The organism is Annamia dubia NIES-4383 (genome assembly GCF_055394725.1).
Map to the genome: position 1 here is coordinate 1077115 of NZ_AP025630.1, position 14294 is coordinate 1091408.

At 33.2% G+C, this 14294-nt stretch carries 13 protein-coding genes; 1 reads left to right on the forward strand and 12 read right to left on the reverse strand.

Translation table 11 applies throughout. The features are described 5' to 3' along the window. Positions 1–8 precede the first annotated feature (8 nt). The 7 genes from Anndu_RS04945 to Anndu_RS04975 all read right to left on the reverse strand — a co-directional run bounded on the left by Anndu_RS04945 (position 9) and on the right by Anndu_RS04975 (position 7053). Positions 9–563 (reverse strand): salt stress protein, Slr1339 family, encoded by a 555-nt coding sequence (locus tag Anndu_RS04945; protein WP_464103306.1) that lies wholly within the window; start codon positions 561–563, stop codon positions 9–11. Between the two features lie 383 nt (positions 564–946). After that, entirely contained in the window at positions 947–1939 is a 993-nt protein-coding gene (locus tag Anndu_RS04950; protein WP_464103307.1) for an RNA polymerase sigma factor, RpoD/SigA family, read from the reverse strand. 158 nt (positions 1940–2097) lie between these two features. After that, positions 2098–2892, reverse strand: a complete 795-nt coding sequence (locus tag Anndu_RS04955; RefSeq protein WP_464103308.1) for a class I SAM-dependent methyltransferase — start codon at positions 2890–2892, stop codon at positions 2098–2100. 438 nt (positions 2893–3330) lie between these two features. Beyond that, positions 3331–3834, reverse strand: a complete 504-nt coding sequence (locus tag Anndu_RS04960; RefSeq protein WP_464103309.1) for a hypothetical protein — start codon at positions 3832–3834, stop codon at positions 3331–3333. A gap of 35 nt (positions 3835–3869) precedes the next feature. Continuing rightward, the gene (locus tag Anndu_RS04965; protein ID WP_464103310.1) at positions 3870–4211 is read right to left on the reverse strand and encodes a hypothetical protein; all 342 of its coding nucleotides are present in this window, start codon (positions 4209–4211) and stop codon (positions 3870–3872) included. 281 nt (positions 4212–4492) lie between these two features. Continuing rightward, positions 4493–6301, reverse strand: coding sequence for a pyruvate kinase (gene pyk, locus Anndu_RS04970; protein ID WP_464103311.1), 1809 nt, complete (start codon positions 6299–6301; stop codon positions 4493–4495). 263 nt (positions 6302–6564) lie between these two features. Continuing rightward, a complete protein-coding gene (locus Anndu_RS04975) occupies positions 6565–7053 on the reverse strand; it encodes a hypothetical protein (RefSeq protein ID WP_464103312.1) in 489 nt (162 codons plus the stop codon). 176 nt (positions 7054–7229) lie between these two features. Between Anndu_RS04975 and aroA the strand changes: the two genes are divergently transcribed. Then, positions 7230–8573 carry a 3-phosphoshikimate 1-carboxyvinyltransferase gene (aroA, locus tag Anndu_RS04980; protein ID WP_464103313.1) on the forward strand — a complete coding sequence of 448 codons (1344 nt, stop codon included), beginning with the start codon at positions 7230–7232 and terminating at the stop codon, positions 8571–8573. A 37-nt stretch (positions 8574–8610) separates the two neighbouring features. On the opposite strand, the gene Anndu_RS04985 is transcribed toward aroA, so the two are convergent. From Anndu_RS04985 to Anndu_RS05005, 5 genes are all read right to left on the reverse strand, one after another. Beyond that, positions 8611–9486, reverse strand: a complete 876-nt coding sequence (locus tag Anndu_RS04985) for a universal stress protein (protein ID WP_464103314.1) — start codon at positions 9484–9486, stop codon at positions 8611–8613. Positions 9487–9585: 99 nt separating this feature from the next. Further along, complete coding sequence (locus Anndu_RS04990) at positions 9586–10848, reverse strand: glycosyltransferase family protein (protein ID WP_464103315.1); 1263 nt, start codon at positions 10846–10848, stop codon at positions 9586–9588. A gap of 52 nt (positions 10849–10900) precedes the next feature. Beyond that, the gene (locus Anndu_RS04995; protein ID WP_464103316.1) at positions 10901–11572 is read right to left on the reverse strand and encodes a hypothetical protein; all 672 of its coding nucleotides are present in this window, start codon (positions 11570–11572) and stop codon (positions 10901–10903) included. A gap of 89 nt (positions 11573–11661) precedes the next feature. After that, positions 11662–12717: an RNA 3'-terminal phosphate cyclase gene (rtcA, locus tag Anndu_RS05000; RefSeq protein ID WP_464103317.1), complete on the reverse strand. Its 1056-nt coding sequence runs from the start codon at positions 12715–12717 to the stop codon at positions 11662–11664. 46 nt (positions 12718–12763) lie between these two features. Continuing rightward, positions 12764–14203 (reverse strand): RecQ family ATP-dependent DNA helicase, encoded by a 1440-nt coding sequence (locus tag Anndu_RS05005; protein ID WP_464103318.1) that lies wholly within the window; start codon positions 14201–14203, stop codon positions 12764–12766. Positions 14204–14294: the final 91 nt, after the last annotated feature.

Sequence of the window (14294 nt, forward strand, 5' to 3'; positions counted from 1 at the left end):
TTATTTGATCACTGAAAATTAACCTCTTTTAATGCTTCTAAATAATCAATAGCCGCTTGTAATTTATTTTCATAATTATAGGAAAAATCCTCAAACCAGATACCTTCCTCCGATTTTGGATCTAAATTTTTTAACCATTGTTTAGCTTTTTGAGTTAAGGCTTCTTTTCTTCTTTTTTCTCTTAATTCTGCTTGTTGTTTTTGCTCCTCTAATTTTAATTGTTCTTCTCTTTTTTCAGCTTCTAATTTTTGTTGTTGTTCTGTTATCAATTCACTTTTTAAATCATCTAATAAATGATGATTGAGGGGAGAACTTTTGACAGTATTTGAAACAGAAACATAATTAAATTCAGATGTATTAGTTTGATTTAATTCTGTTTTAACTTCTGATAATAATTGATCAATTCCTGATAATTTTGAGTTAGAATGATCGCAAATTTGAGAGTTTTCTGATAAAGAATTATGGCCAGAAGTTAAAGGATTAACTTGATTTTGTTGTGATTGATTAGATTGAAATTCAGCCTTAATTTCCGTTAAAAGATCGTCAATTGGATTATTAATCATAATAAATAATAAATTATTAATAATATTAAAAAATCTATTCTTCTATTTTAATCAAAAATTGATCTATTGTCTAATTTTTTTGCTTTCCCCACTTTAAAAAATTGATAAATGTTGTAAATATTTGTTACAAATGAATCAACAAAGATTAACATTTTAATTATTAAATTATTAATTACAATAGATTTTTTTAAACTAATTGGGAGGTGCTGAATAAAGGTATGATGTGATTATAGAAGTGAAATTTACAAAAACTCCTCATCAAACGGGCAAACAAAACCATACCTGTGTTAACTGTGGCAGACAATTTAGGACATTTTGCTTTAATAAACGATCGCCTCTCCCCCCTATCATACCTTGATTGAGCAACGCCTATAAGTCCATTATTAACTGGCTTCAAGATAACCTTGAATAATAGTGTGTCGTTTGCGCAGTTGTTTCAAGGCCTGACTTTCTAACTGCCGTACCCTTTCCCTACTTAAATTCATTCTTTGACCGATTTTTGCTAAAGATAGCTCTTTTCCATCTCCTAAACCGAATCTTAAATGTAAAATTTCCCTTTGTTGAGGAGTTAATTCTGACATTAAAATTTGTAAATCTTGACGCATTAACTCTTGAGTAATATATTTTTCCGGCGATTCATTGCTATCCTCTAATAACTCAATTAACTCTGTATCCTGATTATCTCCTACTTTTAAATCTAAAGACATGGGACGACGAGCGGCCGACAAGTATTCCCGAATTTGGGAAGGTTCGATGCCTAAAGATTGGGCAATTTCAGCATGATTGGGATTTCTCCCTAATTTCTGAGATAATTCCATTTGAATATGTTTAATTTTATTGAGTTTTTCCGTAATATGAATGGGTAAACGAATCGCCCTAGATTGTTGAGCGATCGCCCTTGTGATCGCCTGACGAATCCACCAATAAGCATAGGTTGAAAATTTAAAGCCTTTAGTGGGATCAAATTTTTCTACACCCCTTTCCAGCCCCAAACTCCCTTCTTGAATTAGATCCAGAAAATCCATATTTCTTTTCTGATATTTTTTGGCGATCGCTACCACTAGACGCAGATTTGCTTCAATCATTTTACGTTTAGCATAATCACCCTGATTAAGAGTTTTTTGTAACTCAGTTTCCTCTAAATTGAGGGATTGAGACCATTCCCTTAAACTAGGTTCACGTTTTAAACTCATCGTTAATTCTTCTTTTTTAGCGATAAATTGCATCATTTTATAAACTTGTTTGCCATAAATTATTTCTTGTTCCTGAGTTAAGAGAGGGACACGACCTATTTCTTTAAGATAGGTACGCACTAGATCAACAGAAAAAGTCGGTTTTTTCTCGGTTTTATTAATTTTAGTATTAGTTTTTGTCATTGTTACTCCTAATCTGACAGAATCTTAAAAAATAGTTAAAAATAGATCTTTAATTAGTTCTTGTTTATATTAAGACGTAAAAAAGGGAAAAAAAGTTCAAATCAATGAAAAAAGATATTATTTGATTTGTGGAAATTTATCATTATAGAACTCTACTTTTATTTTTTACCAAGGATAAAAAAAGTGGTTGTATCATTCCAAATACCTTGGGGAGTTAACAATTTTTTGATTAGTTGATGATATTTTTGTCGGGCGTTTTCTTGTTGCTTGAAAGTTAACTTTTCTATACCTGAAAACAAAGGATTTTTTACCATATTATCCCACATTTTCTCCCCTTCGGTTAAACTTAAATAACTCCCTAACTGCTCTGTTTTGATTGTAACATCATTAAAACCTGCATTTTTTAAAAGTTGATAACATTTTTCTCCATTAGCTGTCATCTCATTAAAATCCGCTAAATAGATACCATATTCTGCTAAAATATTGCGAATGATAATCCCTAAATTAAAAGCCTTTGTTGAAAATCCAGACACAACGATTAAACCATCTTTTTTTAAGAATTGATACCAATTTTTTAAAGCTCGATCAAGATGGGAAAAATAATGTAAAGAAGAACAACATAAAACTCGATCGAAATAATTTTGAGGTAGGTCAATATTTTCAGCATTACTTAAAATTAATTGGATATTTTGTAAACCTAATTGATTAATTTTTATTTGAGCCTGATCTAACATTCCCTTAGAAAGATCAACGCCCATAACTTCCCCATTTTGGCCAATTATTTGAGCAACTTTTAAGGCTACTAAACCCGTACCAGTAGCAAGATCTAATACTTTTTGACCTAATTTAATTTGAGAATATTCAACAAAAATTTGAGCAAATTTTTGATGAAATTCACTTTGATCATAAGTCTTACTTCTTTGATTAAAATAATTAATTAAATCATCAGTCATAATTGTTGATTGAATTATTGTTAGAAATTGCCCTATTTCCTAATATTAAATCAAAAATTATTAAAAAAGTGATACTTTCTAATATAAATTAAGTTCAATTCATTGAACGATTTATATTAGCCTTGAAATTCATTTCAAGGCAGTATCAACACTTTAAGAGATCACGGTGAGTAATTCACTCGCAATGAAATCAATTTTATTGCTAAGAGTGATCGTTCAATAAATTGAACTCAGATTTTTTTTAGATCGCTATTTTTTGAAAACAATTAAAAAATTTAATCTCAAATTATGGTTAATTAGTATTACCTTCTTTAAATTTATTCAAAATAAATATTTTTTATATTTATTAACAGCACAAAATAGCCACAATCTTTATTCATAAGATTTTATGGCTATTTCTTCATTCCTCAATGTGACACTTACATAAGTCCTATGTAGTTACGAATCTTCTTCGGCCACAGTGTATGCGACTAAATAGATAGACGCTTCACTAGCACTTGTGACTGTTTTTACATAAGTTCCTGGGTCTGTATGCGTTTCAATTGAAAAACTTCCGAGGTGATCGTCTCCAGAACCATAATCGTATTCCCAAAGGGTGATATCTAGTGGCTGAATGAGAGGATAACGCAATTCATCAAACCGTACAATTTGACCTGCTAAAATTTCATAGTATTTACCAGGCATTGGCCAAAACCGCTTGTCAATTCCCGGTTGATTACTAAAAGTCATGTACAGTTGATCTGGGTAATTTCCTGCCTTAGCAATTGCATCTACCAAGCCGGGAATTTGTTTCAACACTGTTGCACCTGCCTCCAGAGCTTCTCCAACCAATTGAGCTTTAGGGTTGGAAGTTTTACCCAAGACTTTACCTGCGGCGTCTGCAACGTCACCTGACAAATTGAAAGCCTTGTTAACGAGATCGGAATTGACACTCTCTGACATCGCTACACACTTGGCAGAATGAAGTCTGGCGACCTTTACCCCAGCTGGTATTCATAACGCAATTCATAGATATTCCCTTCTTTGGGATCGGATATCAGTATCTTTCCTGAACCTGAACCCGTGGCAGAAAATATATAAGCGCCCATGTAGTCATCAGATGAAGTCGAATCGTATTCCCACAACTCGATCTTCAAATCTTTTTGAAAACTAAATGTCTGGTTGATGAATTGTTCATCCCCCCTGCCCATATCAATATCACCACGCATTGGCCATCTTTGGGTTTGCTGGCCATCTACAAAGAATTTTGCATATACATCATCGGCACCGTCTGACGATGTTTGTATACATTTTAGTCTGGTTAATACAATCTTAGGCATTCTATTTTTTCCCTAGTTTTAGATATAAAATGTTTGAACCTTGGTTCAAGGTTTGTCTGTGATTATACCCACAAACACTTATTGACTATAATAGATCTTAAATATTCTTAATATTTAGGTCGCTAATGTCCAAGATTGTCCAAATTTTTGGCTTGAGTTAATAACCCTACGTATTCAAAAAACCATACTAACTGCTGTTTGTGCAATACTGTAGTTAGCAGTTAGACAATACCCCGCCTTGAAAGCAGTGTAAGTTCAAGGTGGGTTAGGGCATAACGAATTTAATTAGTCTTCGTACCGGAAAAAACCATTCCACGACTCGCATCTAAGGTTAAGATCGTTCCCTCTCTAATGCTTTGAGTCGCATTTTTAAAGCCCACAATTACGGGTATTCCTAATCTTAAACCTAAAGTAGCCGCATGACTGGTTAAACTAGATTCTTCCGTGATAATACCTCCAGCTTGACGGATGATGTCAACAAAACTGGCATTCGTTCCCGAAGTGACTAAAATATCACCTTGGGCGAAATCTCCCAATTGTAGAGGATTATGAGCTACCCTTGCCCGACCACTAACGGATTCTTGGCCAATGCCAACACCTTTGCCTAAAATCGCCGTTACCAACTCAACCTTAATCAAATCAGTTGATCCCGGAACACCTTGCAAAGTTCCCGCCGTCATTACCACCAGATCACTATCTTTTAATAATTCCTGCTCCTGTGCCATGGTGATGGCGGCTTGGAAAGTTTGACTGGCTGAGGCTAATTCTAACACTAATAAAGGTTTTGCCCCCCAAACTAACTGTAATTGTCTAGCCACATCCACATGGGGGGTAATGGCTAAAATCGGAGTTTTCGGACGATATTTAGACACATTTCTGGCCGTTGCTCCGGTTTTGGTTAAAGTCATAATGGCACCCGCACCCAGTTGTTCAGCGATTTGACTCACCGCTTCTGAGATGGCATTGGGAATAGAAGATTTAAAGGATTGTTTATTGCTAGAAATGCCTAAAGGAGTATTTTTAAACTTAGTTATTTTAAAAATAGGGCGGAAATCCTCTTCTTCTCCTTCTATTCTTTCCGCAATTTTAGCCATTGTTTGAACCGCCTCAACGGGGTATTTACCTACGGCTGTCTCATTGGATAACATCACCGCATCTGTACCGTCTAAAATGGCATTGGCCACGTCCGAAACTTCCGCGCGAGTAGGGCGGGGATTATTGGCCATACTGTCTAACATTTGGGTGGCGGTAATGATAGGGATACCTAACTCGTTGGCCGTTGCAATTAACCGTTTTTGTAATAAAGGTACATCTTGGGCAGGTAATTCTACCCCAAGATCGCCCCTTGCCACCATGACACCATCAGATAAACCAAGAATTTCCTCCATTTGTTCGATCGCTTCATGTTTTTCAATTTTCACAATCACGGGGACAGATTTTCCGGCATTTCTAATTAATTCTTTAATTTCTAAAACATCTTGAGGGTTTCTGACAAAACTTAAGGCGATCCAGTCTACACCTTGATCTAAACCAAACATTAAATCTTCTCGATCTTTTTCCGTTAAAGCTTTAATTGATAAATAAACCCCCGGAAAATTAACCCCTTTATTATTAGATAAAACTCCTCCCACAATGACTCGACAATGAAGATTTTGTTGGGCGAGATCAATTTTTTCTACTATCATTTCCACCTTACCATCATCAAGTAAAATGGTTGCACCTTCGGGGACTTCTTGGGCTAATTTATCATAACTAACATAGCTAATTTTTTGAGTACAAGCCACTTTCCGGCTAGTTAAAATAAAAGGATCACCATTGTTTAAATAAATATCACCATTTTCAAATTTACCTAAACGAATTTTTGGCCCTTGTAAATCTTGTAAAATACCGACAGGTTGATTTAATTCAAAAGCAGTTTGACGGATCAGAGAAATCGCTTTGCGATGATCTTCATGAGTACCATGAGAAAAATTAAGACGTAAAGTGGTAGCACCTGCTTCAATCAAACGACGTAAAACATCAGGTTTTAAGGTAGCTGGCCCAACAGTAGCAACAATTTTAGTTCGACGTTGTGATTTTCGGGGATTCATATTAACCGGAGACAATAAGATTTAACTATAGTTTTGTTTTGTTCAATGCAATGAAAGTTTAATTATAAGTGATCGGGGTACAATTTTTTGAACAATTGACAAAAGACTAAAGATACTACTGTATTCCCGTGCATTGGGGGGAACTGAAGAAGAAAAGCAAAATGTGATCTTCTTGTATGCTAAAAAAAAGCTGATTAAAGCTCATTTTAGACATATAAACACAATGTTAAATGATGATTAAAATTAAAATGCCCTCCTTCAAATTAAGCATAATTAGGAGGAATATAATTGGATTTAGTTCTTTGTTCTTGACTAAATTTTTGTAATTGTGTTTGAATATGATTTTGCAAATCTTTTTGATGAATTTCTGTACCTGTTGTTAAGTTTCCCACTTGTTCAAAAAAGACTAAACTATCTACTTCTTTCATGGCAAATAATTGAAAAATAATATGGGTAACAGGGAAAGGGGTGGCAATAATATTAGGATCATTTTTACCTTGAAAATTGTTTCCATCCTGTAAAGTTGTAAAGGCATAAATTACCTTTTTTTCTAGTTGGGGAGTGGCTCGATTTTGTAAAGTTGTAACTACCCAATTTTTTTGAAAATTTTGTAATATATAATATTCTAAATGTTCTAATTGTTGTGCAAAACTTTTTAAGACAGGGGCTACCGCTTTTTCAATGACAAGGGGAGTAACACCATCTTGAGGAGCATTTTTTATTAATATTTTTAATTGTTGATCAAGATTCATTTTTTTATTGGTTAATAGTTATTTAATAATAGTTATTTTGGTATTTATCAATTAACTATTATTAATTATTTATTGTCAATTGTCAATTATCCATTATCAATTATTGATTATCCATTATTAATTATCCATTGTTTGATATAATTGTTTAGTTAATTATTATTGTTATTTTTTAAATTATGTCATCCTCTCAAATTATTCTACAACAAAATTTAGAACATCAAGATTTAATTATTACCACCCCTGGCCATGATCTTTGTTTACAAGGTCAAGTTAAAATTCCGGGGGATAAGTCTATTTCCCATCGATCGCTGATGTTAGGGGCGATCGCTGAGGGTGAAACGATCATTGAAGGATTATTATTAGGAGAGGATCCACGGAGTACAGCCGAATGTTTTAGACAAATGGGGGCTGAAATTTCTGAGTTAAATGAAGAAAAAGTCATAGTAAAAGGCATAGGTTTAGGAAAATTACAAGAACCTCAAGATGTACTCAATGCAGGTAATTCAGGCACTACGATCCGCTTAATGCTCGGTTTATTAGCTTCTCAGCCCGATCGCTTTTTCAGCGTCACGGGGGATCATTCCCTCAGAAGTCGCCCTATGTCAAGGGTGATCAAGCCTTTAACCCAAATGGGTGCGCAAATTTGGGGCAGAAAAAATAATACATTAGCACCATTAGCCATTCAAGGACAAAATTTAAAGCCGATCCATTATCATTCTCCCATCGCCTCAGCACAAGTCAAGTCGTGCATTTTACTGGCTGGTTTAATGACTGAGGGTAAAACCACCGTGACTGAACCCGCCCTATCACGGGATCACAGTGAAAGGATGTTAAGAGCTTTCGGAGCTAACTTAGATATTGATCCTGATACCAATAGCGTCACCGTTACGGGCTATCCTACCCTAATTGGTCAAAAAGTAGTTGTGCCGGGGGATATAAGCTCGGCCGCTTTCTGGCTAGTTGCAGGGGCAATTGTGCCTAATTCTAACTTATTAGTAGAAAATGTGGGAATTAATCCTACTCGTATTGGTATATTAGAAGCATTACAGATGATGAATGCAGATATTACCCTCGAAAATCAACGAGAAGTTGCAGGAGAACCCGTTGCAGATATTAGAGTTAAAGGGAGTCAATTAAGAGGATGTACGATTGAAGGAGAGATTATTCCTCGTTTAATTGACGAAATTCCTATTTTAGCGGTAGCGGGGGTGTTCGCCCAAGGTACAACCCTAATTAAAGATGCGGCCGAATTGAGAGTTAAAGAAAGCGATCGCTTGGCGGTGATGGCTTCAGAATTAACGAAAATGGGGGCAAAAATTACTGAGTTTTCCGATGGTTTAGAAATCACCGGAAATAGTGAGTTAATAGGTGGAGAGGTTGAAAGTTATACCGATCATCGGATCACCATGAGTTTAGCGATCGCCGCCTTAAAAGCCAAAGGAAAAACCACTATTCACGGTGCAGAAGCGGCCTCTATTTCCTACCCTAATTTTGTTTCAACTTTACAGTCTTTAGTTTAAAATTTATCCCCTCACCCCCAAAGTGAGGGCTAAAATTTTATTTTTCTAAAGGAAAACATAAGATAGGAAACCAACTATTAAGAAGTAGATCTTTTGCCAAATTAGATACAGTTAATTGTAATAAATTTCTTTTATAATTTAACGAAATTGCGATCGCACTAATATCATATTCCATTGCCACTTGTAAAATTTCATAATTAGCATTTCCCTTTCTAATTAAAGTTAAAACTTCTAAGCCATAACTTTCTAATTCTTGTTTAACTTGTGCTAATTTTTCCGTAGCTTCCTGTTGATGAAAATTTGATATTTCTTTGCTTCCACCTTCATCAATTACCCAACATAATAAACATTTTTGTAAGGTATTATTATGATTATTTTTGACTATTTTTTCGATACTTTCTAATAAATGATTAGCGCTTTGTTGCCCGTTATAAGGAATTAATAAATATCGCCAAAGATGTTGACAACGTAAGGCTAATTCTTCCCCTGTCAAAGCAGAAATGAATTGACGGCGTAACACCATTAAAGGTATTTTGGCCGCTTTTTCTACCGCCATACTAATACTACCAAATAATTTTTCCTGTAGTAAACTTCTTTGAGGTGTTCCCATTAAAACAACTTCTGATTGATATTGTTTAATTAAGTTGCGAATATTATCAACGGCATGGCCAGAAACAACCTCAATTTTTACCTCTATTTCTCCATGATTTTCTAACAAAATAGGAGCAAAAAAATCCTGTGCTTGTTTAATTTTATCATGATCAATTCTAGGAATAGTTCCCTCCTCCCATAAAGGCACGTTGTGAACAAAAACTATTTGTTTAAAGCCACTTTGACTTAAATCGGAAATAAAATCTTTAAGTCTGGTTAAACCATCAGTTAAATCGGTACAAATTAGGCAACTTTTAAACATAATTAAAATAAGTTAGATCATCATAAATTTTAAAATATTAAATCTATCTTAACATTAACTTTGAAGATTGGGAAATTAATTTTTAATTAATTTATGGGATTAAATAGTTAAGGCTTGAATAATTAATTGAGCAAATTTTGTCGCCGCTCCTTTTTCTCCTCTTACCTTACTTAAATTTACCCTAATTTCTATTAAGTTTTCAGGATTTTCTAAATAATTTAAAACTTGTTGAGCCACCTCAGAAGCTTGTAATTTACCAATTAATTCTGGTACAATTTCCCGTTTAGCCCAGATATTAGGCCAAGCATAAAGGCGTTTATTTTTAATAATATATTGTACCACAATCCAATTAATAATTTTAGCAAAAATTGTCCCCACTAAAGGTAAATTAACTAAAAGTCCCGGAAGCCCGTCCCAAGCTCTCATCGCCTCTAATTGTTGAGTGGGAAGTACAACGATCATCGGAATAGCTAAAGCCCCTAATTGGGCGGTATTTGCTCCTACTGTGGTTATACAAATTTGACATTTTTTTAAATAATGATAAGCGGGAAATTCCCTGATTAATTCTATTTTTAAATGATTGTTAGTTTCTAAATAATATTTCTGGTCAATCTTGATTAATTTGGCCGAAATTTGATCAAATATTTTCGTAAGTTTATTATAGTTTGGATCAGCCCATTGTGCCAATTCTTCTAAGTTTAAAGTGGGGGCAACTGGTAAAATAAAATCAGTTTGAGGACGGCTTTCTTTGATTTTTTGGGCAATACTTAACATTAAAGGTACACCTTGGGCTAATTTAGCAGGTTTTGAGCCGGGTAAAATACCAATAATTTCTCTTTCTTGATCTCCTAAATTTTGCTCATAATTATTAATAGAAATATCCGCCATTAGATCACCCACAACTTTAAATTTATGGTGATATTTTTCGGGAATCTTATTAATAATTTCCGGTTTCATCACCCCAAAAAAATTAATCCATTGATACCATCTAGCGTCCCATTCGCCATAAATAACCGTTTGATAGCCTAATCTTTGACCAATAATCAAAGGAAAAAATTGATCACCTCCTAAGAAAACCACCACACCTTGTTCAGCCCAATCCCAATTTTCTTGAGTTTTTCCCCATAATAAAAAATCAAAAAAGTGATCAGAATTTTGTACTCGATCGATCTCTTTAAAACTTTCTAAAATTGCTTTTTCCGTACCCATACGATGGGGGCAAGGTGATAAAATAACCGAAATTCTAACATTTTCATTGTTATTTTTTAATTGTTCTCTTAAAGCCTTGACAACGGGATGCACCCAAGTGGTAATTTCTCCTGGCCCATTTGATAATATTAAAATATCTTTTGTTTTTGACATATTAATTGACATATATAAGATTAATTATTAATCATAAAAGTTGATAAATTGATTAAGTAGTAACTGGGCTAACTTTAGCACGATAAAGTATTTTTTCTCCTTGAAGATAGCCCACATATCTAATTTTTACTTGTTCATTTATTTCAGTATTTCCCTCCATTAATTGATGAAATTGGGGATTATAATTAGTTATTTCTCCGACTTTCCCGATGGCTTGAATATTCCATTTTTCTAACAATTTTTCGATAAATTTGATAAAGGGAATTACTTTTTGTGCGGACAATTCTGGATTATTTTCAATTGTTGCTATGACAGTGGGAAATTGAATTAAATATGATTCTAAAATTGCCAATGTTTGTTGTTGAAATTCCTGTTCTAAAATGTCTTTTTGATTAGCTAATTCTTGTTTAATTCTTAAATATTCTTGTTCAATTGCTAAATTTTGATGATCACTTGTCATCGAATTAAGATCTTCTTTAAAAATTGCTTCTTTTTCAGAAGATTGAGGATAAAATTTTTCGATTATTTCTAATAAAGAAACTTCTAAAATTTGAGCTAATTTTAATAAATTTTCTACTTCAATTTTCGGCAATAATCCAGCTTCTAATCGCCATAATTGCCATTCAGATATTCCCGATAAATTACTTAATTCTGTTAAATTAGTAATCCCAACTTTTGTTATTAATTCTTGTAAATATTCAGAATATTCCGATAGAGATTTCATATTATTAATTAATATTTAATTTAATAATGATAATTTAAAAAATGTTGATTAATTTAACAGTATAGAATATTCTAGTTAATTTGTGAAGATTAAATTTTAATTTCAATCTGATTGAATTGGTGATCAATGTCAATTTTTGCTAGGCCAAATTGTTCAATTACCCAAGCATTTGTAATTAAATGTTGAGTGATTGCTTCAACTTGATAATAACTATTTTCTTGACTAAAAACTAAAGGTAATAATAATTGATCGGCTAAATGTTGATCAATTGGTTTTTTAGTTTGATGAAATTTAATAAAATCTTTGACGGCTATTTCGGCTACTTTTTCTGATGATAAACCCCTTTTTCCTAAAGCTGAAAAACCTGCTTTAATCTTTTGATATTCTGCTGTGAAAAATATACCCGTCCCCTCTCCTATTCCTTCTAAAATTTGAGTTTTAATCTTAACTAAAGGATGATAACCTCTTAATAATTTTGTAGCAGTTAAAGCCATTCTTTCAGGAATATGATCGGGTAAATTTGTGGCAATAGCAACTCCTTTAATTTGTTTTAATGAACCTCGATTAATTAAGTTTAAATTGCCTAAATTATCTAATAAATTTTGACCTTTGCCTGTAATTTTTAACTTAATTTCTCCTCCTCCTTTGGGATACCACCCACAACTTTTTAAGTCTATTTTTGCCTCAATTCCTATTAAGTTAAGGGTGGGTAAATAAATATTTTCTAAATAATAAATAGAGGGAGAAAAAGGAACATGAGTGCCACCTTTTAAGATAATTTCTGAGTCTTGATCGGCACAAGCTAAGGGTAATAAAATTGTTTGTAAAACTAAACTGATCGCTCCTGCCGATCCCCCCTGCTGAGTCTGGGCTACATCAAAGAGGTATTTTCCGCCCTGTGGTGGGCTTTGGGGGCTAAACTCCAAAGTCATAGATTTAATTTGATTTCCCATAACGTGCGCATTACAGATCTGGGCGATCGCATTGACGGCGGTTAAATGTTGGGCGCTAAGGCCGGGCTTAGGGCGGTTGGCACGAATATTATAAAGGCAAAAAGCTTGTCCTGTAAGGGCTGAGAGGGTTAGACTACTGCGCAAAATTTGTCCGCCACCTTCCCCCGTACTTCCGTCAAGATTAATCATCATAAAAAGTAAAAAGTAAGGAAAAAAATTATCAATTATTTATTATCAATTATCCATTATTTAGACAATTATCACAATGGCCACATTTAAAATTAAAAGCTTCTTTTTTAAAGCCAAATTGATTTAATAAATATTGCCAACGACAAGTTTTAAGTGTTAAATATTTTGTCATTTCTTGATAAGTTTTTTGATGATTATTAATTAAATTTTTAACATCAAGTTTAGCTTGAGAAACTTTTTGATATTCAAAGGGCGATAACCATTGAATTATTCCGGCATAATGTAATAATGATAAAGCAATTTTACCCTGTTTAAATTCTTTATTTATATCTTCAATTTTACCCTGTTTTGGTAATTGTTGAGCAATTTTTTCAGCACTATAATATTGTTTAATTAGTTGATCTAAAAAAAATTGATTAATTTTTTGATCTTCTCCATTTAATAAACCCGTTGGTTCACTCATTAAAATTAAAGTTTGTGTTGGTTTTCCATCTCTGCCCCCTCGGCCTATTTCTTGGATATATTCTGATAATAATTGTGGGGGTTGATAGTGCAAAATCCAACGTAAATTATCTTTATTAATTCCCATACCAAAAGCATTAGTACAAACTACAAATTTAATTTTTCCCGTTAACCATTCCTGTTCAACTTTTCTTTTTATTTCAGGACTTAACCCTGCATGATAGGGTAAGTTATGATAACCTTTTTCCTGTAAAAATTGACTGATTATTTCGCTATCTTGACGGGTTCTCACATAAATTAAACCGCTACTATTTTGATGTTTTTCTAAAAATTTTAAAGTTTCATTTTTTCTGCCTTTTGGTGTCCAAATTGTTTTAACTTTTAAGCTTAAATTAGGACGATAGGGACTGGCTAAAAATTCTTGAATTTGAGTTAATTTTAAGGTAGATTTAATATTAGATTGGGCTTGTAAATTAGCGGTAGCAGTAAAGGCGGCGATCGCCATTTTTGAGCCTTGGGATTTATGTTTTAAAAGAGATTCTCTCACCATTCCTAAGCGTCTATATTCAGGGCGAAAAGTGTCACCCCATTGAACTAAACAATGGGCTTCATCTATAATTAATCCATTGATTTTAAGGGAAGGATTAATTAATTTTTCCCACACAGGAATACTGAATAAAGTTTCAGGAGATAAATAGAGTAATCTTAAAGTTTGATCTTCAATTTGTTTTAAAATTTTTCGTCTTTCAATGGGTGATAATTGACTATGTAATAAGTTAGCTGGTAACTGTTTTTGTTGTAATTCTTGTACTTGATTTTCCATCAAAGCAACTAGGGGAGAAACCACTAAAGTTAAGCCTTCTTTTAAGATAGCAGGAAGTTGAAAACAAAGAGATTTTCCGATCCCTGTAGGTAAGATAATTAAACTATCTTTGCCTTCTAATAAACAATTAATAATTTCTGCTTGAGGAGAGCGAAAATCATCATAACCCCAAATTTTTTTTAAGGTTTCTTTTAATTCTTTCATAGGGTAACTTTTCTTGGTTATTTGTTATTTATTATTGATTATTTCTTGCTTATTACTTATTACTTATTATTTATTATTTATTACTTATTAT